The sequence below is a fragment of the Kitasatospora sp. CMC57 genome, from assembly GCF_045866025.2.
In the GTDB taxonomy this organism is placed as follows: Bacteria; Actinomycetota; Actinomycetes; order Streptomycetales; family Streptomycetaceae; genus Kitasatospora.
Map to the genome: position 1 here is coordinate 4,564,580 of NZ_AP035881.2, position 23,312 is coordinate 4,587,891.

The 23,312-nt window shown below is 68.8% G+C and carries 18 protein-coding genes and 3 rRNA genes; 13 read left to right on the plus strand and 8 right to left on the minus strand.

Annotated elements, in window-relative coordinates; translation table 11 throughout:
• Nucleotides 1-8: 8 nt before the first annotated feature.
• Nucleotides 9-1,619: a DUF5719 family protein gene (locus ACKUU6_RS20535; protein WP_407990026.1), complete on the plus strand. Its 1,611-nt coding sequence runs from the start codon at nt 9-11 to the stop codon at nt 1,617-1,619.
• A 119-nt stretch (nt 1,620-1,738) separates the two neighbouring features.
• On the opposite strand, the gene ACKUU6_RS20540 is transcribed toward ACKUU6_RS20535, so the two are convergent.
• A complete protein-coding gene (locus ACKUU6_RS20540; RefSeq protein WP_407990027.1) occupies nt 1,739-2,188 on the minus strand; it encodes a metallopeptidase family protein in 450 nt (149 codons plus the stop codon).
• 131 nt (nt 2,189-2,319) lie between these two features.
• Here ACKUU6_RS20540 and ACKUU6_RS20545 point away from each other — a divergent pair, with 131 nt between their 5' ends.
• From ACKUU6_RS20545 to ACKUU6_RS20575, 7 genes are all read left to right on the plus strand, one after another.
• Nucleotides 2,320-2,685 carry a DUF3499 domain-containing protein gene (locus tag ACKUU6_RS20545; RefSeq protein WP_407990028.1) on the plus strand — a complete coding sequence of 122 codons (366 nt, stop codon included), beginning with the start codon at nt 2,320-2,322 and terminating at the stop codon, nt 2,683-2,685.
• Nucleotides 2,686-2,759: 74 nt separating this feature from the next.
• A complete protein-coding gene (locus ACKUU6_RS20550; RefSeq protein ID WP_407992138.1) occupies nt 2,760-4,133 on the plus strand; it encodes a phosphomannomutase/phosphoglucomutase in 1,374 nt (457 codons plus the stop codon).
• Nucleotides 4,134-4,227: 94 nt separating this feature from the next.
• Nucleotides 4,228-4,413 (plus strand): Trm112 family protein, encoded by a 186-nt coding sequence (locus ACKUU6_RS20555; protein ID WP_407990029.1) that lies wholly within the window; start codon nt 4,228-4,230, stop codon nt 4,411-4,413.
• A gap of 27 nt (nt 4,414-4,440) precedes the next feature.
• Complete coding sequence (locus tag ACKUU6_RS20560) at nt 4,441-5,664, plus strand: SIS domain-containing protein (protein WP_407990030.1); 1,224 nt, start codon at nt 4,441-4,443, stop codon at nt 5,662-5,664.
• Nucleotides 5,665-5,768: 104 nt separating this feature from the next.
• Nucleotides 5,769-6,734, plus strand: a complete 966-nt coding sequence (locus tag ACKUU6_RS20565; protein ID WP_407990031.1) for a cation diffusion facilitator family transporter — start codon at nt 5,769-5,771, stop codon at nt 6,732-6,734.
• A 278-nt stretch (nt 6,735-7,012) separates the two neighbouring features.
• On the plus strand, nt 7,013-8,461 hold the full coding sequence (gene ahcY / locus ACKUU6_RS20570; protein WP_407990032.1) for an adenosylhomocysteinase: 1,449 nt from the start codon (nt 7,013-7,015) through the stop codon (nt 8,459-8,461).
• Between the two features lie 92 nt (nt 8,462-8,553).
• Complete coding sequence (locus tag ACKUU6_RS20575; RefSeq protein ID WP_407990033.1) at nt 8,554-9,201, plus strand: hypothetical protein; 648 nt, start codon at nt 8,554-8,556, stop codon at nt 9,199-9,201.
• Nucleotides 9,202-9,208: 7 nt separating this feature from the next.
• On the opposite strand, the gene ACKUU6_RS20580 is transcribed toward ACKUU6_RS20575, so the two are convergent.
• A complete protein-coding gene (locus tag ACKUU6_RS20580; protein ID WP_407990034.1) occupies nt 9,209-10,075 on the minus strand; it encodes an RDD family protein in 867 nt (288 codons plus the stop codon).
• Nucleotides 10,076-10,226: 151 nt separating this feature from the next.
• On the opposite strand from ACKUU6_RS20580, the gene ACKUU6_RS20585 reads away from it, so the two are divergent.
• The 5 genes from ACKUU6_RS20585 (at nt 10,227) to ACKUU6_RS20605 (ending at nt 17,358) form a co-directional block, all read left to right on the plus strand.
• Nucleotides 10,227-11,231 carry a stage II sporulation protein M gene (locus tag ACKUU6_RS20585; protein WP_407990035.1) on the plus strand — a complete coding sequence of 335 codons (1,005 nt, stop codon included), beginning with the start codon at nt 10,227-10,229 and terminating at the stop codon, nt 11,229-11,231.
• A 515-nt stretch (nt 11,232-11,746) separates the two neighbouring features.
• Nucleotides 11,747-13,270 (plus strand): 16S ribosomal RNA (locus tag ACKUU6_RS20590).
• A gap of 284 nt (nt 13,271-13,554) precedes the next feature.
• Nucleotides 13,555-16,676, plus strand: a 23S ribosomal RNA gene (locus tag ACKUU6_RS20595).
• Nucleotides 16,677-16,760: 84 nt separating this feature from the next.
• Nucleotides 16,761-16,877: ribosomal RNA gene (gene rrf / locus ACKUU6_RS20600) — 5S ribosomal RNA — on the plus strand.
• Together the 16S, 23S and 5S rRNA genes form the textbook arrangement of a ribosomal RNA operon.
• Nucleotides 16,878-16,953: 76 nt before the next feature.
• Complete coding sequence (locus ACKUU6_RS20605; RefSeq protein ID WP_407990036.1) at nt 16,954-17,358, plus strand: DUF4440 domain-containing protein; 405 nt, start codon at nt 16,954-16,956, stop codon at nt 17,356-17,358.
• Between the two features lie 30 nt (nt 17,359-17,388).
• Here ACKUU6_RS20605 and ACKUU6_RS20610 read toward each other — a convergent pair whose 3' ends face one another.
• From ACKUU6_RS20610 to ACKUU6_RS20635, 6 genes are read right to left on the minus strand one after another with little or no spacing between them, the layout of a single operon-like run.
• On the minus strand, nt 17,389-17,646 hold the full coding sequence (locus ACKUU6_RS20610) for a hypothetical protein (RefSeq protein WP_407990037.1): 258 nt from the start codon (nt 17,644-17,646) through the stop codon (nt 17,389-17,391).
• Between the two features lie 51 nt (nt 17,647-17,697).
• The gene (locus tag ACKUU6_RS20615) at nt 17,698-19,008 is read right to left on the minus strand and encodes a DUF58 domain-containing protein (protein ID WP_407990038.1); all 1,311 of its coding nucleotides are present in this window, start codon (nt 19,006-19,008) and stop codon (nt 17,698-17,700) included.
• 31 nt (nt 19,009-19,039) lie between these two features.
• Complete coding sequence (locus tag ACKUU6_RS20620) at nt 19,040-20,089, minus strand: AAA family ATPase (protein ID WP_407990039.1); 1,050 nt, start codon at nt 20,087-20,089, stop codon at nt 19,040-19,042.
• Nucleotides 20,086-21,288: a DUF4350 domain-containing protein gene (locus tag ACKUU6_RS20625; RefSeq protein ID WP_407990040.1), complete on the minus strand. Its 1,203-nt coding sequence runs from the start codon at nt 21,286-21,288 to the stop codon at nt 20,086-20,088. Before ACKUU6_RS20625 ends, ACKUU6_RS20620 begins: the two co-directional genes overlap by 4 nt.
• On the minus strand, nt 21,285-21,941 hold the full coding sequence (locus tag ACKUU6_RS20630; RefSeq protein WP_407990041.1) for a DUF4129 domain-containing protein: 657 nt from the start codon (nt 21,939-21,941) through the stop codon (nt 21,285-21,287). The genes ACKUU6_RS20625 and ACKUU6_RS20630 overlap by 4 nt, the downstream gene beginning before the upstream one ends.
• 4 nt (nt 21,942-21,945) lie before the next feature.
• The gene (locus ACKUU6_RS20635) at nt 21,946-23,103 is read right to left on the minus strand and encodes a hypothetical protein (protein ID WP_407990042.1); all 1,158 of its coding nucleotides are present in this window, start codon (nt 23,101-23,103) and stop codon (nt 21,946-21,948) included.
• Between the last annotated feature and the right edge of the window lie 209 nt (nt 23,104-23,312).

Genomic DNA, 23,312 nt, shown 5'->3' on the forward strand with positions numbered 1-23,312 from the left:
CCACCGTCATGAAGAAGCCCACGCTCAAGACCCCCGGCTTCAAGGCCCCCGACCTCAAGGTGCTCGGTGGCAGTCGCACCGGAACCTCCCTGCTCGCCGGGGCCGTGGTGCTCGGGGTGGTGTTCGGCATCGCCGAGCTGCGGCCGCCGGCGGACACCGCCGGGGCGGCGACCGGCGGGGCCACCTCGGCCCAGGTCGAACGCACCGTCAAGGTCTGCCCGCAGCCGCTCCAGAACCTCACCGGCGTCACCACGTTGTCGCTCTTCACGCCGCCGGGCGGCAGCGCCACCGGCGGGTACGGTGCCTTGCAGGACGTCGCCTCGCGCACCCCGGCCGCCGCCCCGGCGCCTGCGGCCCCGGCATCGACGGCCCCCTCGGCCGGCCCGAGCGCCGACCCCGCCAACACCGCCCCCGCGGACGCCAGGGTCGCGCTCGCCAAGGTCGGTACGCCGATTTCAGGACCGGCCCAGAACGGTGACGTCGCCCCCGGCACCATCGCGACCGGCACCGGCTCGTACGCCCCCGGCTTCGCCGTCGGCCAGACCACCGTCGTCACCGACCAGCAGGGCCTCGGCCTCTCCGGCATCAACTGCACCCCGTCCGACACCAGCTTCTGGTTCTCCGGCGCCAGCACGGCGGGGGACCGGGTGGACTACGTCAGCCTGGTCAACGCCGAGTCGATCGGGGCCGTGGTCGACCTCAAGTTCTTCGGCGACAAGGGCCCGCTCGAGGTCCAGGGCGCCGACGGCCTCACGCTCGCACCCGGCTCCTCGCAGGCCGTCCGGCTGCCCTCGCTGGTCAAGGACCAGAAGGACCTGGCCATCCACGTGGTGGCCCGCAGCGGCCGGGTCGGCGCCGGGCTGCACGCCGCCGACGGCAACAAGGGCGCCGACTGGGTGCCCGCCTCCGCGGATCCCGCCCCCATCCAGGTGCTCCCCGGGCTGGTCGGCGACGCCACCGCCGCCCATCTGGTGGTGGCCGCCCCGGGCGAGGACGACGCCGACCTCAAGGTCCAGGTCTCCGGCAAGAACGGCTGGTTCACCCCGGCCGGGTTCGAGACGGTCCACGTCAAGGCGGGCATGGTCACCGCGGTCGACCTCGGCCAGATCACCCGGACCGAGCCCGGCGCACTCCGGCTCAGCCCGTCCGACCCGGCCCACCCGACGCCGATCGTCGCCACCCTCCGGGTCGATCGGAGCCAGAACGGCAAGTCCGACGCCGCCTGGATCACCGGTGCGACTCCGATCAACAAGCGCGGCAGCCTCGCCGACAACCGGGGCGGTGGCGCCACCACGGTCTTCCTGACCGCCACCGGCGAAGCCGCCGCCAAGGTCAGGGTCACCAGCTCCGCCGGCAGCTCTGCGGGCACCCCCACCAGCAAGGACGTCGACATCCCTGCCGGCGCCACCGTCGCCCTCCCGGCCCCCGATCCGGCCGGCCTCAACGGCACCTTCGGCCTCACCGTCGAGAGCGTCTCCGGAGGTCCCGTGGCGGCGGCCCGGATGCTCCTGCTCCCGCTCAAGGACGTCCCGATGTTCACCATCCAGTCCATCCCGGACGACCACAGCACCGTCAGCGTCCCCCACGCCGCCCCGGACCCGGCCGTCCTCCTCCGCTGACCCGTGGGTCCAGGTCGCCGCGAGAGCGCCTGAGACTCCGCAACCTGCCGAGGTGCGGCTCCGCCCACGCGGCGGAGCCGCACCTCGGCAGAGCCGAGCCCCGGGCCGAGGGTCGTCGGCTACTCCTCGTCGTACCGGGGGTCGATCGCGTCCGGCGAGAGCCCCAGCAGGTCCGCGACCTGCTCGATCAGGATCTCGTGCACCAGCGCGGCCCGGTCGTCCCTGGTCTTCACCCGGATCTCCACCGGCCGCCGGTAGACGATGATCCGGCTCTTCCGCCCTTGGGCGGCCGCGATCACCCGCCCGAGCGGCACCGCCTCCGGCTCCGGCGCCCCCGCGTCGGCGAGCGGCACCTCCTGCACGGCGAACTCCACGTCGACCAGCTGCGGCCAGCGCCGTTCCAGCCGTTCCACCGACTCGCGCACGTAGTCCTCGAACAGCTCGGACCTGGTGAGCGAGATGGGCACCTGGGGAGGCGCCAACGGCCCTCGCAGGCCGCGGCCGTGCCTGTCCCGGTGTCTGCGACGCCGGGGCGGCTCGGCCGGTGATTGGGGTGCGGAGCTGTCCATATCAGAGTCGAGCGTAGCCCTTGGCAGCCCGGAAGTGGACCACCCCGGCCGGGGCCCATGTCGGCGACACGTGACACTCGGCGGGGGAGGGTCTTCGCGGCCTGGTCAGGAGTGCGGTACCGTCCACCCTCGTGAGCTCTGTACGTCGTTGTTCGCGGACCGCGTGCGGCCGACCGGCCGTCGCGACGCTGACGTACGTCTACGCGGACTCCACCGCCGTCCTCGGCCCGCTCGCGACCTACGCCGAGCCGCACTGCTACGACCTGTGCGCCGAGCACGCCGAGCGCCTGACCGCCCCGCGCGGCTGGGAGGTGGTCCGGCTGGCCGCCGAGGCCGGCCCGCTGCGGCGCTCCAGCGATGATCTGGAGGCGCTGGCCAACGCCGTCCGCGAGGCGGCCCGCCCGCAGACACCCCGTCAGACCAGGCCCTCCGGGCCCGACCCCACCGAGGCGGGCCGCCGGGGCCACCTGCGCGTCCTGCGCTCGCCCGAGAGCTGAGACCGTCCACCACCTGCGAGTACGCTGCCCTCCTCTGAGGACCCAACAGGTGTGGAGCGGCAGTGCGGGACTTGATGCAGTTGGTGAAGGCGTATGACGTGCGTGGTGTGGTGCCGGATCAGTGGGACGAGGGTCTGTCGTTCGCGTTGGGTGCTGCGTTTGTGCGGGTGGTGGGTGCGTCGGCGGTGGTGGTGGGGCATGACATGCGGCCGTCGTCGCCGTCGTTGTCGCGGGCGTTCGCGTTGGGGGCGGTGGGGTCGGGGGCGGATGTGGTGGAGATCGGGTTGTGTTCGACCGATCAGTTGTATTACGCGTCGGGGTCGTTGGATCTGGCGGGGGCGATGTTCACGGCGTCGCACAATCCGGCGCGGTACAACGGGATCAAGTTGTGTCGTGCGGGTGCGTCGCCGGTGGGGCAGGACACGGGGCTGACGGAGATCCGTGAGTTGGTGGAGTCGTGGACGGGTCCGGATGGCGTGGTGACGGTGCCGCCGTTGGAGGTGGCTGCGGGGTCGTTGTCGGTGAAGGACACGTTGGGTGGGTATGCGGGTCATCTGCTGGGTCTGGTGGACCTGGCGGGGATGCGGCGGTTGAAGGTGGTGGTGGACGCGGGGAACGGGATGGGCGGCCACACGGTGCCCACGGTGTTCGCGGGTCTGCCGGTGGATCTGGTGCCGTTGTACTTCGAGTTGGACGGGACGTTCCCCAACCACGAGGCGAACCCGTTGGATCCGGCGAACCTGGTCGACCTCCAGGCGAAGGTCGTGGAGTGCGGGGCGGATCTGGGGCTGGCGTTCGACGGGGACGCGGACCGCTGTTTCGTGATCGACGAGCGTGGTGAGGCGGTGTCGCCGTCGGCGATCACGGCGTTGGTGGCGGCGCGGGAGATCGCCCGGGTGCAGGCCGCCGGTGAGAGCAACCCGACCGTCATCCACAACCTGATCACCTCGCACACGGTGCCCGAGGTGGTCCGTGAGCTGGGTGCCACTCCCGTGCGGACCCGGGTGGGGCATTCGTTCATCAAGCAGGAGATGGCCGTCACGGGTGCGGTGTTCGGCGGGGAGCATTCCGCGCACTACTACTTCCGGGACTTCTGGCGCGCCGACACCGGGATGCTGGCGGCGTTGCACGTGCTGGCGGCGCTGGGGCACCAGGAGCGGCCGTTGTCGGCGCTGACGGCCGCCTACGACCGCTACAGCGCGTCGGGGGAGATCAACTCCACGGTCACCGACCAGGAGGCCGCCACCGCCAGGGTCGCCGCCCACTACGCCGGCTGTCCCGACGCCGGTACCGACACCCTCGACGGGCTCACCATCACCACGCCCACGTGGTGGCTCAACCTCCGCGCCTCCAACACCGAGCCCCTCCTGCGGCTCAACGTCGAAGCCGACACCCCCGCCATCATGGCCACCATCCGCGACACCGTCCTGACCCTCATCCGCACCTGACACCCCCCACCACCACACCGGCCGGTAGGGTGGCCAGTGGCCGGGCACCGTTGTACCGGCGGCACCGTGTACCGATTTCTGGAGCCTGACGACCATGAGCAGCCTGCCGTCCTTCCTGCTGGAGATCCTGGTCTGCCCCGAGTGCCACTCCGCGCTCGCCGAGGAGAGCAAGGGCGAGGAGCGCGAGCTGCGCTGCACCGGCGAGACCTGCGGCCTGGTCTACCCGGTCCGCGACGGCATCCCGGTGCTGCTGGTCGACGAGGCCCGCCGCCCCTCCTGATCCAGTCCGAGGCCGGAGGCCGCCGCAATGATCGACGACAGCCTGCTCGACGACCCGGCCGCCCTCCAGCGCGCCGACCGGGACCACGCCCTGCTCGCCCTGGCCGGCGCCGGGGCCCGGGTCAGGACCGCCCTGCGGCTCGCCGACGACGCCGGGCTGTCGGCACTGCGGCCGGACGGCCGCCCGCGCACCCTGCTGGTCGCGGGTCACGGCAGCGTGCTGGCCGCCGGCGGTGCGCTGGCCGCGCTGGCCGCCGGGACCACCCAGGTGCTCCCGCTGCCGCCGACCGACGCGGAGCCCGTACGGCGTGACCGGACGGCCGCCGACCCGCTCTTCTCGGCCGGGATGAGCTGGCAGCTGCCGGGCTGGGTCGGCCCGGTCGACCTGCTGGTTATCGCCTCCATCGACGGCACCGAGCAGGGCCTGATCGAGCTCGCCCAGCAGGCGTACGCGCGCGGCTGCTCGGTGGTGGTGATCGCCCCGGCGACCAGCCCGCTGACCGAAGCCGCGCACCAGGTCCGGGGCCTGCCGCTGCCGTACGCGCCGTCCACGGTGGGCCCGGCCGAGCCGGTCGCGGGTGCCGAGCCCGACCTGCCGCCGCTGGACCCGGGCGCGCTCTGGGCGCTGCTGGCCCCGCTGCTGGCGCTCACCGAGAAGCTCGGGGTGACCCAGCTGCCGCCCGGCTCGCTGCAGGCCACGGCCGACCGGCTGGACGAGACGGCGGTCCGCTGCCGCCCGGACGCCGGCGCGTACGTGAACCCGGCGAAGGACCTGGCCGGCAAGCTCTCCGGTACCGTGCCGCTGATCTGGGCCGAGGGCCCGGTGGCCACGGCGGTCGCGGAGCGGTTCGCCACCATGCTGGCCGACCGGGCCGGCCGCCCGGCGGTGGCCGGGGCGCTGCCGCAGGTGCTGACCACCCACCGGGGGATGTTCGTCGGGCAGCTCGGCTCGGGTGCGGACCCGGACGATTTCTTCCGGGACCGGGTGGACGAGCCCGACCCGCTACTGCTCCAGGTGCTGCTGCTCCGTCAGACCCCGGGCCGCGCCGCCGATCCGGCCGAGGATGACCAGGCCGAGGTGCCCGAGCCGGGGTACCCGGTCCGCCGCGCACACCGGCTGGCCGACGCGCACGACGTCCGGCTGACCGAGTACCGCAGTGCGCTGGCCGATCCGCTCCAGGCCCTGGCCGAGCTCACCGCGCTGACCGACTTCGCCGCCGTCTACCTCGGACTGGCCGCCACGCGGGACTGACCGGCGCCCAGGCGCCGTACCGCACCGGGATACTCTGTGCGATCGGCAAGCTGAGCGTCGGCCGGTGCGGTGCACCGGCCCAGTCGGAGGGACACCACCCCAGCATGAGCACCGAAGGCGGCACCAAGGCACTGGTTGCGGCGCTGTCCGCGAACCTGGCGATCGCCGCGAGCAAGTTCGCGGCCTTCGCCTTCACCGGCTCGTCCTCGATGCTGGCCGAAGGCGTGCACTCGGTGGCCGACTCGGGCAATCAGGTGCTGCTGCTGGTGGGCAGCAAGCGGGCGGCCCGCGAGGCCGACGAGGAGCACCCGTTCGGCTACGGCCGCGAGCGGTACATCTACGCCTTCGTGGTCTCCATCGTGCTGTTCAGCGTCGGTGGCCTGTTCGCCGTGTACGAGGGCGTCGAGAAGATCCGCCACCCGCACGAGCTGCACGGCTGGTACTGGGCGGTCGGCGTGCTGGTCTTCGCCATCCTGGCCGAGGGCTGGTCGTTCCTGACCGCGATCACCGAGGGCCGGAAGGCCAAGGGCGCGCTCGGCTGGGTCGACTACATCCGCCGGGCCAAGGCCCCCGAGCTGCCGGTGGTCCTGCTGGAGGACTTCGGCGCGCTGATCGGCCTCGTACTCGCCCTGCTGGGCGTCGGGCTCACCGTGCTCACGGGTGACGGGGTCTTCGACGGCATCGGCACGCTCTGCATCGGCCTGCTGCTGGTGGCCATCGCCGTGGTGCTCGCGCTGGAGACCCGCAGCCTGCTGATCGGCGAGTCCGCCGACAAGAACGAGGTGGCGAAGATCCGCGCGGCCCTGGTCGACCACGACTCGGTGACCCGGATCATCCACATGCGCACCCTGCACCTCGGCCCGGAGGAGCTGCTGGTCGCCGCCAAGATCGGCGTCAACGCCGAGGACAGCGCCGCCCAGGTGGCCGAGGCCATCGACCTGGCCGAGGCCCGGGTCCGCAAGGCCGTCCCGATCGCCCGGGCGATCTACCTGGAGCCGGACATCTACAGCGCCGACAAGGAGGCCCAGGGCCCCGACCGGGCGGCCACCCCCGGCGGTCCCTCGCACTGACGGACCGTCGGACCGGGCGCCCCGGTCCCGGCCGAATCCGTCCGTACGAATCCCGTGCGATCACGCCGTCGGTGTAGATTCGTCAGCAGAGCCAAACGTCGCTGCTGATGGCGGTCGATCGACGGCGTCCGGTGCACCCGGGCGGGGTCGGTCGAGGGAGAGAGGTCCTCCGACGGATTGTGCCGCAGCAGCAGTACGCCGAGCCGTCGGGCGTCCTGCCACTGAGCACACCCGTAAGACAGGCCCGAACCGTCCCATGCAGCGAGGAGCACTACCGCATGTCGACCAACCTCACCGGTGACTTCAAGGTCGCCGACCTCTCGCTTGCCGCCTTCGGCCGCAAGGAGATCCAGCTCGCCGAGCACGAGATGCCCGGTCTGATGTCGATCCGCAAGGAGTTCGCGGCCTCGCAGCCGCTGGCCGGTGCGCGGATCACCGGTTCGCTGCACATGACCGTGCAGACCGCCGTCCTGATCGAGACCCTGGTCGCCCTCGGCGCCGAGGTCCGCTGGTGCTCCTGCAACATCTTCTCCACCCAGGACCACGCCGCCGCCGCCATCGCGGTCGGCCCGGAGGGCACCCCCGAGAACCCCGCCGGTGTCCCGGTCTTCGCCTGGAAGGGCGAGACGCTGGAGGAGTACTGGTGGTGCACCGAGCAGGCGCTCACCTGGCCGAACGGCCAGACCCCGAACATGATCCTGGACGACGGCGGTGACGCCACCCTCCTGATCCACAAGGGCGTCGAGTTCGAGAAGGCCGGCCAGGCCCCGGACCCGTCCACCGCGGACAACGAGGAGTTCCGCCTCATCCTCGAGGTGCTCAACCGCACCCTCAAGGACACCCCGTCCAAGTGGACCGAGATGGCCGCCACGATCAAGGGCGTCACCGAGGAGACCACCACCGGCGTCCACCGCCTGTACGAGATGCACCGGGACGGCAAGCTGCTGTTCCCGGCCATCAACGTCAACGACGCGGTGACCAAGTCGAAGTTCGACAACAAGTACGGCTGCCGCCACTCGCTGATCGACGGCATCAACCGCGCCACCGACGTCCTGATCGGCGGCAAGGTCGCGGTCGTGGCCGGCTACGGCGACGTGGGCAAGGGCTGCGCCGAGTCGCTGCGCGGCCAGGGCGCCCGCGTCATCATCACCGAGATCGACCCGATCTGCGCGCTGCAGGCCGCCATGGACGGCTACCAGGTCACCACCCTGGAGGAGGTCGTCGGGATCGCGGACATCTTCATCACCACCACGGGCAACAAGGACATCATCCTTGCCAAGCACATGGAGCAGATGAAGCACCAGGCGATCGTCGGCAACATCGGCCACTTCGACAACGAGATCGACATCGCCGGTCTCTCGAAGCTCCCCGGCATCGTCAGGACCGAGGTCAAGCCGCAGGTCCACGAGTGGCGCTTCGCCGACGGCCACACCATCATCATGCTGTCCGAGGGCCGCCTGCTGAACCTCGGCAACGCGACCGGCCACCCGTCCTTCGTGATGTCGAACTCCTTCGCGAACCAGACCATCGCGCAGATCGAGCTCTTCACCAAGACCGAGGAGTACCCGGTCGGCGTCTACGTGCTGCCCAAGCACCTGGACGAGAAGGTCGCCCGGCTCCACCTGGACGCCCTGGGCGTCAAGCTCACCGTCCTGAGCCAGGAGCAGGCCGACTACATCGGCGTCCCGGTCGAGGGCCCGTACAAGCCGGAGCAGTACCGCTACTGATCCCGCCCCAGCAACGAACCGTGCGGCCGGCGCCCCCGTGGCACCGGCCGCACGGCCGTTCCGGCGGAGAGGTTGCACGTAGGCTTCGGCCCATGCCCAACGGCCGCTACCTGCACCACACAGCCTCACTGCACGGGAGCCACGACCACCAACTGCTCGGCGAGGAGCGCTTCAGCTGCGCCCCGGGCCCGGCCGGCTGGCGGTACGTCTCCAAGACGTACGCGCCCGACGGGGCCGTGCTGGCCACCACGGACCTCACGCTGGACTCCCGCGCCCGGCCGCTCAGGCTCGAACTGCGGTCCGGCGGCTGGCTGGTACGCGGCGGCGCGGTCGACGGCGTCACCTGGGTCCGTACGGCGGCCGACGGCAACCCCGAGCACGCGGCCGAGGGCTACGACCGGGCGCACGCCTTCACCGGCTCCTCGCCGGCCTTCCTGATCGCCACCGCCCGGCTGCTCCGGCTCCAGCCGGGCAGCAGCTCCCGGGTCAGGCTGGTCGCCTTCACCGACCCGGTGCTCGCGCCGCGCACCCTCGACCAGGGGTGGCTGCTGGAGTCCGTACAGACCCACGAGACCGACTCGGGCCCGCTCCAGGTCGAGCAGTACCAGGTCGCCGACCTGGAGACCGGCGAGCAGCAGATCGTCCACCTGGCCGGTGACGTGGTGCTCGCCGCCTCGGGCATCGAGCTGGAGGAGCTGGAGTCGCCGCCCAACCAGTGGCCGACCGAGTACTACGCCTGACCCGGGCTCAGGCGGGCGGCGCGAAGCCGGTCGGCGGCGCGGCCGGGGGCTCCTGAGGCTGGACCTGTGGCTGGACGGGCTGTCGGACCTGCGGGGCCTGCTGCGCCAGCCGGCTCGACGACCGCTCCCAGTCACGCCGTTGGCGCTCCGCCAGCACCGCGCCGAGGTAGGCCGCCGGGGGCACCCCGTACGGTGCGGCCTGGCCGGTGCGGGTCACCAGGTCAGCGACCAGACGCAGCGCCATGCCGTGCCCGACGGCCGGGTCCAGCTGTTCGATCCGTCCCAGGTACTGCCGGATCGCCAGCCAGAGCCCCTCCGGCACCGCAGAGAGGTCCAGCGCGACCAACCCGCCGCCCAGCCCCTGCATCAGCTCGGGGGACAGCGGCGGCAGTGCGGCCCGGCCGGCGCCTGAGCCGGGCACCCGCTCCCGGACCACCAGGGTCCCGGCGAAGACGTCCCCGAGTCGGCGGCCCTCCGGCGAGACCAGCGAGCAGATGACCGCCGGGACACCCATGAACATCAGCAGCTCGGCGAAGCCCACCAGCCCGCGCACCAGCGCGTGCCGGAACCGCACCGGTCCGCCGTCGGTCCGCACCACCCGCAGACCCATGGCCAACTTCCCGAGCGACCGGCCGCGGCTCAGCGTCTCGACCAGCACCGGCACGCCCACCAGGCAGAACACCATCAGCCCGAGCGCGATCGCCGCCGCAGCGGCGTCGTCCACCTCACTGAGCGTCGAGTCCAGCAGGAAGAGCGAGCCGATCAGCACGGCGAACTCGGCGAGCAGATCCAGCCAGACCGCCAGCGCCCGACTCGGCAGCTTGGCCGACCGCAGTCCGAGGACCACCGCCTCGCCCGTCACCAACTGACTCATCGTCCGCCACCCCGCCCGTTCGATCCGGCGGGCCGCCCCGCGTCTGAAGCCGCCAACATACGGCGCCGCCCGACCCCCGCGAAGGGCAACCCTCCCCTCTGGCATGCTGAGCCCGATTCCGTAGTCCCTCTTCCCCGCAGGAGACCGCCGCATGGATCTCGACGTCTTCGTCACCGCCCACCAGGCGGAGTGGCACCGTCTGGAGGTCCTGAGCAGGCAGCGCCGCCTCAGCGGGGAGGAGGCCGACGAACTCGTCACCCTCTACCAACGCGCCACCAGCCACCTGGCCCAGATCCAGTCCGCCGCCCCCGACCCCACCCTGGTCGGCCGCCTCACCACCCTGGTGGCCAGGGCCCGCAGCGCGGTGACCGGCGCCCGCAGCGCCTCCTGGCGCGACGCCGGCCGGTACTTCACCGTCAGCTTCCCCGCCGCGCTCTACCGCTCGCGCCGCTGGTGGATACCGATCGCCGTGCTCTCGATCCTGCTCTCCGCCCTGGTCGGCTGGTGGGTGGCCGCCCACCCGGAGATCCGGGACAGCCTGGCCGCCCCCGACCAGATCCGCGAGATGACCAGGCCTGGCGGCCAGTACGAGACGTACTACTCCGACCATCCCGCCAGCTCCTTCGCAGCCCAGGTGTGGACCAACAACGCCTGGATCGCCGCCCAGTGCCTGATCTTCGGCGTCCTGCTGGGCCTCCCGGTCGTCTGGGTCCTGATCAGCAACGTGATGAACCTCGGCGTCGCCCTCGGCCTGATGAGCTCGGCCGGCCGTCTGGACTTCTTCCTCGGCCTGCTGCTCCCGCACGGTCTGCTCGAACTCACCGCGGTCTTCGTCGCCGCCGGCCTCGGCCTCCGCCTCGGCTGGACCGTCATCGACCCCGGCCCGCGCCCCCGCGCCACCGCACTTGCCGAGGAAGGCAGGTCGGTGATCGGCATGGCCATCGGCCTCGCCGCCGTCCTGTTCGTCAGCGGCCTGCTCGAAGCCTTCGTCACCCCCTCCGGACTCCCCACCTGGGCCCGGATCGGCATCGGCGCACTCGCGGAGTTGCTCTTCCTCCTGTACGCCCTGGTCCTCGGCTGCCGAGCCGCAGCCGCGGGCGACCTGGGCGACCTCGATTCGGCCGATCTGACGGACCTGAACCCGGTGGCGGCGTAGCTCGTCCGTGGTCGGTACAGGGTCGCTGACCTGGTAGTCTTCTCCTCAGCGCAGCAAAACCATTGACGTGGCCGCGATGTGCTAGTAGGTTTGAACGGTTGAGACGGGCTGGACAACAGCCACCTTGAAGGTTTAGAGTCTACGACGTAGCCCGGATGGGGCAGTGAGTATCCACGGATACCCGCCACCAATCCGGCGACAATCCCTCCCAGCGGGAATTCAGAATGAATGAAGCCGGTAAAACGGCCGAAATTGTTCTGCTAAGCTGGGAAACACGAACGAAGCGCCCGGAGGGTCCGCCTGATAAGCGGCTCGAAGGAAGTGTCCGTTCCTTGAGAACTCAACAGCGTGCCAAAAGTCAACGCCAGATATGTTGACATCCCCGGCCTCACTTTGTGGGGTTGGAGATTCCTTTATGAAGTAAAACACTAGCGAGGACGCAGTGCGCGGGGCCGCCTATTCCGGTGGTTGCCGTGCCGCTCAACGCGAGTGGCTCGCGAGATTACTCGCAGACATTCACGGAGAGTTTGATCCTGGCTCAGGACGAACGCTGGCGGCGTGCTTAACACATGCAAGTCGAACGATGAAGCTCTTCGGGGTGGATTAGTGGCGAACGGGTGAGTAACACGTGGGAAATCTGCCCTGCACTCTGGGACAAGCCTTGGAAACGAGGTCTAATACCGGATATGACCTTCCTCTGCATGGGGGTTGGTGGAAAGCTCCGGCGGTGCAGGATGATCCCGCGGCCTATCAGCTTGTTGGTGGGGTAATGGCCTACCAAGGCGACGACGGGTAGCCGGCCTGAGAGGGCGACCGGCCACACTGGGACTGAGACACGGCCCAGACTCCTACGGGAGGCAGCAGTGGGGAATATTGCACAATGGGCGAAAGCCTGATGCAGCGACGCCGCGTGAGGGATGACGGCCTTCGGGTTGTAAACCTCTTTCAGCAGGGAAGAAGCGCAAGTGACGGTACCTGCAGAAGAAGCACCGGCTAACTACGTGCCAGCAGCCGCGGTAATACGTAGGGTGCGAGCGTTGTCCGGAATTATTGGGCGTAAAGAGCTCGTAGGCGGCTTGTCGCGTCGGTTGTGAAAGCCCGGGGCTTAACCCCGGGTCTGCATTCGATACGGGCAGGCTTGAGTGTGGTAGGGGAGATCGGAATTCCTGGTGTAGCGGTGAAATGCGCAGATATCAGGAGGAACACCGGTGGCGAAGGCGGATCTCTGGGCCATTACTGACGCTGAGGAGCGAAAGCGTGGGGAGCGAACAGGATTAGATACCCTGGTAGTCCACGCCGTAAACGTTGGGAACTAGGTGTTGGCGACATTCCACGTCGTCGGTGCCGCAGCTAACGCATTAAGTTCCCCGCCTGGGGAGTACGGCCGCAAGGCTAAAACTCAAAGGAATTGACGGGGGCCCGCACAAGCAGCGGAGCATGTGGCTTAATTCGACGCAACGCGAAGAACCTTACCAAGGCTTGACATATACCGGAAACGGCTAGAGATAGTCGCCCCCTTGTGGTCGGTATACAGGTGGTGCATGGTTGTCGTCAGCTCGTGTCGTGAGATGTTGGGTTAAGTCCCGCAACGAGCGCAACCCTTGTTCTGTGTTGCCAGCATGCCTTTCGGGGTGATGGGGACTCACAGGAGACTGCCGGGGTCAACTCGGAGGAAGGTGGGGACGACGTCAAATCATCATGCCCCTTATGTCTTGGGCTGCACACGTGCTACAATGGTCGGTACAAAGGGCTGCGATGCCGCGAGGCGGAGCGAATCCCAAAAAGCCGGCCTCAGTTCGGATTGGGGTCTGCAACTCGACCCCATGAAGTTGGAGTTGCTAGTAATCGCAGATCAGCATGCTGCGGTGAATACGTTCCCGGGCCTTGTACACACCGCCCGTCACGTCACGAAAGTCGGTAACACCCGAAGCCGGTGGCCTAACCCGTGAGGGGAGGAGCCGTCGAAGGTGGGACCAGCGATTGGGACGAAGTCGTAACAAGGTAGCCGTACCGGAAGGTGCGGCTGGATCACCTCCTTTCTAAGGAGCACATAGCCAGACCGGGACGAATGCTCTCGGTTGGTTGCTCATGGGTGGAACGTTGACTATTCGGCACACACGGTCTGTTGGCCTCACAAGTACTGCTTCGGCGTGGAAAGTGGGTCGGTGAGGGCGGGTGTGTCGGGCACGTTGTTGGGTCCTGAGGGAACGGCCGTGAGGCTGTTGCTTCAGTGCCGGTCCTACTTGAGGACATCCTGTCAGGGGTGCCGAGGGTGGGTGTCTGGTCGTTGTTTGAGAACTGCACAGTGGACGCGAGCATCTGTGGCCAAGTTTTTAAGGGCGCACGGTGGATGCCTTGGCACTAGGAACCGATGAAGGACGTGGGAGGCCACGATAGTCCCCGGGGAGCCGTCAACCAGGCTTTGATCCGGGGGTTTCCGAATGGGGAAACCCGGCAGTCGTCATGGGCTGTCACCCGCACCTGAACACATAGGGTGTGTGGAGGGAACGAGGGGAAGTGAAACATCTCAGTACCCTCAGGAAGAGAAAACAACCGTGATTCCGGGAGTAGTGGCGAGCGAAACCGGATGAGGCTAAACCGTTTTGGTGTGAGACCCGGCAGGGGTTGCCAGAGCGGGGTCGTGGGAAAGTTCTTGATTGGTCTGCCGGCCGGTCGGTGAGTCAGAAACCGTATGGATAGTCGAAGGACATGCGAAAGGTCCGGCGTAGAGGGTAAGACCCCCGTAGACGAAATCTGTGCGGCTCACTTGAGCTTCTCCCAAGTAGCACGGAGCCCGAGAAATTCCGTGTGAATCTGGCGGGACCACCCGCTAAGCCTAAATATTCCCTAGTGACCGATAGCGGATAGTACCGTGAGGGAATGGTGAAAAGTACCGCGGGAGCGGAGTGAAATAGTACCTGAAACCGTGTGCCTACAAGCCGTGGGAGCGTCGGACATGCAGCTTGCTGTGTGTCTCGTGACTGCGTGCCTTTTGAAGAATGAGCCTGCGAGTTTGCGGTGTGTAGCGAGGTTAACCCGTGTGGGGTAGCCGTAGCGAAAGCGAGTCCGAATAGGGCGGTACAGTTGCATGCCCAAGACCCGAAGCGGAGTGATCTAGCCATGGGCAGGTTGAAGCGGAGGTAAGACTTCGTGGAGGACCGAACCCACCAGGGTTGAAAACCTGGGGGATGACCTGTGGTTAGGGGTGAAAGGCCAATCAAACTCCGTGATAGCTGGTTCTCCCCGAAATGCATTTAGGTGCAGCGTCACGTGTTTCTTGCCGGAGGTAGAGCACTGGATAGGCGATGGGCCTCACCGGGTTACTGACCTTAGCCAAACTCCGAATGCCGGTAAGTGAGAGCGTGGCAGTGAGACTGTGGGGGATAAGCTCCATGGTCGAGAGGGAAACAGCCCAGAACACCGACTAAGGTCCCTAAGCGTGTGCTAAGTGGGAAAGGATGTGGAGTCGCAGAGACAACCAGGAGGTTGGCTTAGAAGCAGCCACCCTTGAAAGAGTGCGTAATAGCTCACTGGTCAAGTGATTCCGCGCCGACAATGTAGCGGGGCTCAAGTACACCACCGAAGTCGTGTCATTGCAGCAATACCCCCAACGGGGGCTGTGATGGGTAGGGGAGCGTCGTGTGCCGGGTGAAGCAGCGGAGGAATCCAGTTGTGGACGGTTCACGAGTGAGAATGCAGGCATGAGTAGCGATACAAGAGTGGGAAACTCTTGCGCCGATTGACCAAGGGTTCCTGGGTCAAGCTGATCTGCCCAGGGTAAGTCGGGACCTAAGGCGAGGCCGACAGGCGTAGTCGATGGACAACGGGTTGATATTCCCGTACCCGCTTTGAAGCGCCAACGTCGAACCTCTGAATGCTAAGCCCGTGAAGCCGGCCCGGAGTCTTCGGACAAAGGGACGTGGTGGAGCCGGTGACCCAACAGGGTAGTAGGTGAGCGATGGGGTGACGCAGGAAGGTAGTCCAGCCCGGGCGGTGGTTGTCCCGGGGTAAGGGTGTAGGCCGAGTGATAGGCAAATCCGTCACTCATTAAGGCTGAGACCTGATGCCGAGCCGATTGTGGTGAAGTGGATGATCCTATGCTGTCGAGAAAAGCCTCTAGCGAGTTTCATGGCGGCCCGTACCCCAAACCGACTCAGGTGGTCAGGTAGAGAATACCGAGGCGTTCGGGTGAACTATGGTTAAGGAACTCGGCAAAATGCCCCCGTAACTTCGGGAGAAGGGGGGCCGGAACTGGTGATGAGTCTTGCACTCTGAGCTGGGGCCGGCCGCAGAGACCAGCGAGAAGCGACTGTTTACTAAAAACACAGGTCCGTGCGAAGCCGTAAGGCGATGTATACGGACTGACGCCTGCCCGGTGCTGGAACGTTAAGGGGACCGGTTAGTCAATCTTCGGGTTGGCGAAGCTGAGAACTTAAGCGCCAGTAAACGGCGGTGGTAACTATAACCATCCTAAGGTAGCGAAATTCCTTGTCGGGTAAGTTCCGACCTGCACGAATGGCGTAACGACTTCTCGACTGTCTCAACCATAGGCCCGGTGAAATTGCATTACGAGTAAAGATGCTCGTTTCGCGCAGCAGGACGGAAAGACCCCGGGACCTTTACTATAGCTTGATATTGGTGTTCGGTTCGGCTTGTGTAGGATAGGTGGGAGACTTTGAAGCGGCAACGCCAGTTGTCGTGGAGTCGTCGTTGAAATACCACTCTGGTCGTGCTGGATGTCTAACCTGGGTCCGTGATCCGGATCAGGGACAGTGTCTGGTGGGTAGTTTAACTGGGGCGGTTGCCTCCTAAAGAGTAACGGAGGCGCCCAAAGGTTCCCTCAGCCTGGTTGGCAATCAGGTGTTGAGTGTAAGTGCACAAGGGAGCTTGACTGTGAGACCGACGGGTCGAGCAGGGACGAAAGTCGGGACTAGTGATCCGGCGGTGGCTTGTGGAAGCGCCGTCGCTCAACGGATAAAAGGTACCCCGGGGATAACAGGCTGATCTTCCCCAAGAGTCCATATCGACGGGATGGTTTGGCACCTCGATGTCGGCTCGTCGCATCCTGGGGCTGGAGTAGGTCCCAAGGGTTGGGCTGTTCGCCCATTAAAGCGGTACGCGAGCTGGGTTTAGAACGTCGTGAGACAGTTCGGTCCCTATCCGCTGTGCGCGTAGGAATATTGAGAAGGGCTGTCCCTAGTACGAGAGGACCGGGACGGACGAACCTCTGGTGTGCCAGTTGTTCTGCCAAGGGCATGGCTGGTTGGCTACGTTCGGGAGGGATAACCGCTGAAAGCATCTAAGCGGGAAGCCTGCTTCGAGATGAATATTCCCACCTCCTTGAGAGGGTAAGGCTCCCAGTAGACGACTGGGTTGATAGGCCGGATGTGGAAGCCCTGTAAGGGGTGGAGCTGACCGGTACTAATAGGCCGAGGGCTTGTCCTCAGTTGCTCGCGTCCACTGTGTTGTTCTGAAACAACGACCCCCTGCCATGGTCACGGTGGGGTGCGGTTGACAGTTTCATAGTGTTTCGGTGGTCATAGCGTGAGGGAAACGCCCGGTTACATTCCGAACCCGGAAGCTAAGCCTCATAGCGCCGATGGTACTGCAGGGGGGACCCTGTGGGAGAGTAGGACGCCGCCGAACAATCATTCACAGAAAGCCCCCCGGCTATCAGCCGGGGGGCTTTCTGCATTTCCCCGGCCCGTGTTACGTTCCCGCCATGTCAAAGAGTGAGATCGATCTGCTGACCGCCGAGTTCTTCGGATCCTTCGACAACCGGGAGGGCAAGGTGGCCGACGTGGACCGGATACGTCGGCTGATGCTGCCCGGCGGGGTGATCGTCAAGACCGGTGCCGATGGCCTGGTCACCTACACCGTGGAGGAGTTCGTCGAGCCTCGTGAACGGCTGCTGTCCGATGGGCGGTTGACGGAGTTCCACGAGTGGGAGACCTCGGAGCGGACCGAGGTCGTGGGGGACATCGCGTGCCGCGTCGGCGAGTACCGCAAGGCCGGTGTCATGGAGGGTGAGCCGTTCGAGGGCGGCGGCACCAAGACGATCCAGTTCGTCCGTACCGAGGAGGACGGTTGGCGGATCGTGGCGTTCTCCTGGTACGACCAGCCCTGACCGAGAAGTCCTGCCGACGCGAACCAGCCCTCAGGATCGACGAGTCCTCTTCGTGCCCGTCCGCGAACGGGCGGCGGCGGCCGCCGACGCGGAGGCGAGGACGAGGAAGGTGCTGACCGCGTAGAACGCAGTCGGGCCGGCGCTGAAGATCCGGAGTTGGCTCTTCAGCGCCCCGTAGTACTCGGGCTCGGTGAGCTCTGCCCTGGCCCTGTGCTGCGGTTGGGCGACCCCGCAGAGCACCGACGCCAGCACGAAGTACACTCGGTAGCCGCCTCGCAGTTCCCCCACAACAGCGTTTTGGGCGCCCGCGAGCCGGGCCCCCGGTCATGAACGGGGCTGTCAGAGCCGACCTGCAGCCTTGAGGGCCAGGTAGGTGTCGGCCAGTGCCGGGGGGAGCGCGGTCGGCGGGCTGTCCAGGACGGTGACGCCGCGGCGGGTGAGTCGGGCGGCGGTGCGGGTCCGGTCCGCGCGGGTCTGTTCTGCTGCTGCGGCGCCGTAGACGTCCTGGACGGTGCCGCGGGTTGCTGCCAGCTCGTCCAGCCGGGGGTCGGCGACGGAAGCCAGGACGACCTCGTGGCGCTTGGTCAGCAGCGGGAGCTGGGGGAGCAGCCCCTCCTCGATCGGGTCCGCGTCGAGGCCGGTGAGCAGCACGATCAGGGAGCGGTGCGGGGCCAGCCGGAGGGTGGCCGAGGTGAGGGCGCGCAGGTCGGTCTGGACCAGCGCGGGTTCGAGGGTCGCCATCGCGTTGGTGAAGGCGGGGAGCACCTCGGAGGCCGACCGGCCGAGGACGGTGCGCCGGGCGTGCAGGTCGTGGGCGAGCAGGTCCACCCGGTCGCCGGCCTTGGTGGCCAGCGCGGCCAGCAGCAGGGCGGCGTCCAGCGCGGCGTCCAGGCGCGGGGCGTCGCCGACCCGGCCGGCCGAGGTGCGGCCGGTGTCGAGGACGATCAGCACGTGCCGGTCGCGTTCGGGACGCCAGGTGCGGACGGCGACGGTGTTGCGGCGGGCGCTGGCGCGCCAGTCGATGGAGCGCACGTCGTCGCCGGGCAGGTACTCGCGCAGGGAGTCGAACTCGGTGCCCTGGCCACGGCTGAGCAGCGAGGTACGACCGTCCAGTTCGCGCAGCCTGGCCAGTCGGGACGGCAGGTGCTTGCGGCTGGCGAACGGCGGCAACGCCCTTATGGTCCAGGGAACTTGGTGGGATCCCTGACGGGCCGCCAGGCCGAGCGGGCCGAGGGAACGGACCGTGACCCGGTGGGCGTGGTGGTCGCCGCGGCGGGTGGGGGCGAGGTGGGTGGTGAGTCGGCGGCGTTCGCCGGCCGGGACGGTGACGGTGTGTCGGGAGCCCGGCACGGCGGTGCCGGGCTCCCACGCCGAGGGTGCCCAGGCGTCACGGAGCCGACCCCGAAGAGGGCGTCCGGACGGGTTGGTGACGGACAGTTCGACGTCCACCGGGTCGCCGAGCCGGACCGTCGTGTCACCGCCCCGCTCGAACCGCAGGGTGCGGACCGGGGCGGCGAGGACGAGATCGGCCAGCACAGCGAGCAGGAGCGGGAGGCAGACCGCGCCGATCCCGGCCCAGGAGGGCAGCAGGAGGCCCACGACCAGCGCGCCGAGCGCGGCGACGAGGGCGGTTCGGCCGGTCAGGGCCATCAGGTTGCTCCTAGGGCAGGGTGAGGGAGGGTCAGCGCGGGGCCGGGGTCTGGGTCAGGACGGCCTGGATCACCGAGTCGGCGGTGACGCCCTCCATCTCGGCCTCGGCGCGGAGCTGGACGCGGTGCCGCAGGGTGGGCAGGGCGAGTGCCTTGACGTCGTCGGGGGTGACGTAGTCGCGGCCCGCCAGCCAGGCCCAGGCGCGGGAGGTGCCGAGCAGGGCGGTGGCACCGCGCGGGGAGACGCCGATGGAGAGCGACGGGGACTGCCGGGTGGCCCGGCAGAGGTCGACGATGTAGGCGAGCACCTCGGGGGAGACGGTGAGCTTCGCGATCTCGGCGCGGGCGGCGGCCACGTCGGCGGGGCCGGCCACCGGGCGGACCCCGGCGGCGGCCAGGTCGCGCGGGTCGAAGCCTGCGGCGTGCCGGGCGAGCACCTGGAACTCCTGCTCGCGGGTCGGCAGCGGGAGGACCAACTTGAGTAGGAAGCGGTCGAGTTGGGCCTCGGGGAGCGGGTAGGTGCCCTCGTACTCGACCGGGTTCTGGGTGGCGGCGACCAGGAACGGTTCGGGCAGCTTTCGGGGTTCGCCGTCGACGGTGACCTGGCGCTCCTCCATCGCCTCCAGCAGCGAGGCCTGGGTCTTCGGAGGGGTGCGGTTGATCTCGTCGGCGAGCAGCAGGTTGGTGAAGACCGGGCCGGGCTGGAAGGAGAACTCGGCGGTCCTGGCGTCGTAGACCAGCGAGCCCGTGACGTCACCTGGCATCAGGTCGGGGGTGAACTGGATGCGCTTGGTCTCCAGGCTGAGTGCGGTGGAGAGAGTGCGGACCAGCAGGGTCTTGGCGACGCCGGGGACGCCTTCGAGCAGTACGTGGCCGCCGCAGAGCAGGGCGACCACCAGGCCGGTGACGGCGGCGTCCTGGCCGACCACGGCCTTGGCGATCTCGGTCCGGAGCGCGGTGAGTGCGGCCCTGGCGTCCGAGGCGGGCGCGTCGGCAGAGGTGGAGGGCGGGACGGCAGCCGGGGCGTCAACCGGGGTCGCGTCGGTCTTGGTGAGGGGAGTGGGGGCGGCCTGCTCGGTCACGGCTGTCGTACCTGCCTTTCCAGGGCATCGAGTTGGTCGGTCAGCCGCAGCAGTGCGGCGTCGTCGGTGGGTGCGGCGCCGTACAGCAGCGCGTGCAGGTCGGTGGCGGGCTGCCGGACGCGATCGGCGACGGCGGCGCACAGGGCGGTCGGCTCGGGTTCGCCGGTGCTGAGCGGCATGCCCAGGGCGGTGGCGATCCGGTGCCTGGCGGCCCGGCGCAGCGCGTCAGCGGCTCGGCCGCGGGCCTTGGCCCGGTGGTAGAGCCGGGCCCGGCCCTCGGTGGTCTCGGCGGCGCGGACCACGACGGGCAGGTCCTCGGTGACCACCGGGCCCAGTCGGCGGGCCCGCCAGAGGGCGGTGAGCAGGGCGGCGATACCGAGTTGGACGGCGGCCCAGTTCCAGCCGGCCGGGATGAAGTCGGTGAGGCTCTTGGGCTCCTGGCCGGCCGGCAGGTTGCTGTAGTCCGGGAGGTACCAGACCAGTTGGCGGCGGGAGCCGAGCAGACCGAGGGCCAGCGAGGCGTTGCCCTGCTCGTCCAGCCGGTCGTTGGTGAGGGCCCGGGCGCTGCCGAGCACCACGATCTCGCGGGAGCCCGGGTCGGTGTGCCGGACGAGCGTGGGGTGGCCGCTGACGGCGTAACAGCCGACGTCGGTGGGGCCCGGGTCGTAGAGCAGACCGCCGAGTTCGGCGCGGTCGGCCCGGGTGGCCTCGGGGAGCGCGCAGCCGGGGTCGGTGGCGAGCGGGTCCCGGTACAGCGGTTCGCCGTCGGGGGCGGTGACCAGCGTGATGTCGGGGGTGATGGCGGCGAGCGCGTTGCGGTCCGGGCCGATCAGCACCAACCGGCTGTCGCTGCCGCGGTGTTGGCGGCCCAGCTGGACGAGCTGGCGGGACGGCATGGGGGCGGTGAAGGGGACGACCACGGTGGTGCCGGGTTCGGCGAGGGCGGCGGTGAGCTCGGCCTCGGTGGCGATCGTACGGGTGGTCAGGCCGCGTTCCTCCAGCAGGTGGAGGGCGGCCCGGGTGCCGTGCGGGTCGGTGTCGCGCGGGTCGAGTGGCGGGTACTCGCGGTGGCCGCCGAGGCCGGAGATCAGCAGTGCGGTCAGCAGGACGAAGACCGCGGCGGCCGCGAACCACCGGCTGCGGCGCCAGAGTTGGGCCCAGCCGGGGAAGACGTCGACCGGGGTGGAGGTGGTGGTCATCCGGCGGCTCCGGTCAGGGTCGGCCGGGCGGCGCCGAGCGTCCGGTCGAGGTACAGCAGCGACTGGTACGCCGCCTGGTCGGCGGCATGCTCGCCGTAGACCACCTCGTCGAAGGTGCGGGCCGCCCGGCGGAGCGCGTCGGCGTGCTCGGGCAGGACCCGTCCGGCTTCGTCGGCGGCCTCGTCGGCGGTTCGGCCCGGGCGGACATCGAGCAGCGTACGCTCCTCCAACGCCCGGACGATCGCCCGGAGTTGCTCGCGTACGGCGGCCTCCCAGGCGCCTGCCGCAGCGTGCGCGGCGGCTGCGGCGCGGTGGTCGGCCGCCGTGGCGGGGCCGGTGTTCTCGAAGAGGGTGGCAGCCGCTCGGGCCGTCCGCCGGGGCAGGCCGAACCGCCACCAGAGGGCGGCCACGAGCAGGGCGGCGATCAGCAGGAAGAGCATTGTGGCGGTCAGTCCGCCGCCGGGCAGGCCGACCGCGCCGAAGGCCCGGTCGAGCTGTTCGAGGACCCAGTCCCTGATGCGCTGGAGCAGGTTCGGGTCGTGCCGGTGGTAAGCCGGGTTCAGCAGTTCGGTGCGGGCGGCGTCCTGGGCCGGGTCCCGTTCGACGGTGACCGGAGCTCCGTCGGACGGGACCCATTCCCCCCATGCGGGCATTCGCTCAGGTCCCCTGCGGCCCGTACTGGCCGGGGATGCCGGCGGCCCGGGTGAGCTCGATGTCCAGCCCCTCGCGGCGGATCCGGCGGTCGACGTAGAGCAGCACGTTGACGGCGGCCTGGACCGGGACGGTGAGGGTGGAGGCCAGGATCGCGCCGACCGAGACGATTAGGATCATCACGGGCGGCCCGACGGCACCCAGGCCGGCGAACGGCTGGTCGGGGTCGCTCTCCATGGTCCCGATGCCGAAGACGGCCCCGAGGATGGTGAAGGGGGTCATCACGATCATGGTGAAGACCACGGCCAGCACCTGGATCAGCAGCGTGACCAGGAAGGTGCGCCACCAGGCGCCCTTGACCAGCCGACGGGAGCGGGACAGCGCGGTGAACACGCCCTGCTTCTCCAGCATCAGGGCGGGAGCGGCCAGGATCAGCTGGACGCCGATCCAGGCCGCCACTGCCATACCGGGCAGCAGGAACAGTGCGGTCAGCGCGAGGAGCCGGGGGTCGGCATCGTCGCCGACCGCAACGATGATCATCGGCAGCAGGGAGACCGCCAGGACGGCCAGCACCGCCAGTCCGGTGAGCAGGCTCAGTCCCGTCATCTTGAGCAGCTGCGGCCGGGCGGCGGCCCAGGCGGCGCCGATCGACACCGGCTGGCCGAGGATCGCCTTGCTGACCACCATGGTGAGCAGCGCGCTGGCCACGATGCCGAGCAGCGGGCCGAGCAGGTAGCCGAAGGCCAGCATGATCAGCGGGCCGACCGCGTCCGGCTGCTCGTACTGCCACCACTGGGCGACCGCCAGCACGCTCTGCTCGACGGCGGCGACGCCGAGACTGAGGCCGAGCATGGTGCGCCAGTAGGTGCGGACAGTGGTGAACGCGCCGTCCAGGATCTCGCCGACGCCGAGCGGCCGGAGCGGGATCACGCCGGGCTTGGGGCTCGGCGGCGGCCCCCAGCCGGGCTGACCCCAGCCGGGCGGCGGGCCACCGGCCTGCGGCCCCCAGCCGGACTGCGGCCCGGTCCCGCCGTACGGGCCCTGGCCGTAGGCTGCGTCGTACGGGCCTGGGCCCGGAGTGGGGGGAACTGCTGCCGACGGGCCGGCGTCCTCTCGGGGCGGCTCGGGCGAGCTGGGCGAGGCCCAGCCCGGAGTGTCGGTCATCACGGCTCCCTGGCGGAATCGGTACTCTGTGCCGCCCATCGTGCCATGGTGGCGACGGGCGATCGCTGGTCGGTCCCGGCACGCGTCAAGGGCGTCCGGCCACCGCGACGAGAGCAGTGAACTTTGCTACTAAATGACCGACTTGGCGGGCCAAGGCGCGCCAGAATGGCACGGCTGTGCGGCAGGTCACAATCCGGTAATGAGAGGAT

Bases quoted from the DNA above. Each gene is read 5' to 3' on its own strand.
- ACKUU6_RS20535 (WP_407990026.1), top strand. From the start codon at position 9: ATGAAGAAGCCCACGCTCAAGACCCCCGGCTTCAAGGCCCCCGACCTC.
- ACKUU6_RS20540 (WP_407990027.1), bottom strand. From the start codon at position 2,188: ATGGACAGCTCCGCACCCCAATCACCGGCCGAGCCGCCCCGGCGTCGC.
- ACKUU6_RS20550 (WP_407992138.1), top strand. From the start codon at position 2,760: ATGCAGTTGGTGAAGGCGTATGACGTGCGTGGTGTGGTGCCGGATCAG.
- ACKUU6_RS20555 (WP_407990029.1), top strand. From the start codon at position 4,228: ATGAGCAGCCTGCCGTCCTTCCTGCTGGAGATCCTGGTCTGCCCCGAG.
- ACKUU6_RS20560 (WP_407990030.1), top strand. From the start codon at position 4,441: ATGATCGACGACAGCCTGCTCGACGACCCGGCCGCCCTCCAGCGCGCC.
- ACKUU6_RS20565 (WP_407990031.1), top strand. From the start codon at position 5,769: ATGAGCACCGAAGGCGGCACCAAGGCACTGGTTGCGGCGCTGTCCGCG.
- ahcY (WP_407990032.1), top strand. From the start codon at position 7,013: ATGTCGACCAACCTCACCGGTGACTTCAAGGTCGCCGACCTCTCGCTT.
- ACKUU6_RS20575 (WP_407990033.1), top strand. From the start codon at position 8,554: ATGCCCAACGGCCGCTACCTGCACCACACAGCCTCACTGCACGGGAGC.
- ACKUU6_RS20580 (WP_407990034.1), bottom strand. From the start codon at position 10,075: ATGAGTCAGTTGGTGACGGGCGAGGCGGTGGTCCTCGGACTGCGGTCG.
- ACKUU6_RS20585 (WP_407990035.1), top strand. From the start codon at position 10,227: ATGGATCTCGACGTCTTCGTCACCGCCCACCAGGCGGAGTGGCACCGT.
- ACKUU6_RS20605 (WP_407990036.1), top strand. From the start codon at position 16,954: ATGTCAAAGAGTGAGATCGATCTGCTGACCGCCGAGTTCTTCGGATCC.
- ACKUU6_RS20615 (WP_407990038.1), bottom strand. From the start codon at position 19,008: ATGGCCCTGACCGGCCGAACCGCCCTCGTCGCCGCGCTCGGCGCGCTG.
- ACKUU6_RS20625 (WP_407990040.1), bottom strand. From the start codon at position 21,288: ATGACCACCACCTCCACCCCGGTCGACGTCTTCCCCGGCTGGGCCCAA.
- ACKUU6_RS20630 (WP_407990041.1), bottom strand. From the start codon at position 21,941: ATGCCCGCATGGGGGGAATGGGTCCCGTCCGACGGAGCTCCGGTCACC.
- ACKUU6_RS20635 (WP_407990042.1), bottom strand. From the start codon at position 23,103: ATGACCGACACTCCGGGCTGGGCCTCGCCCAGCTCGCCCGAGCCGCCC.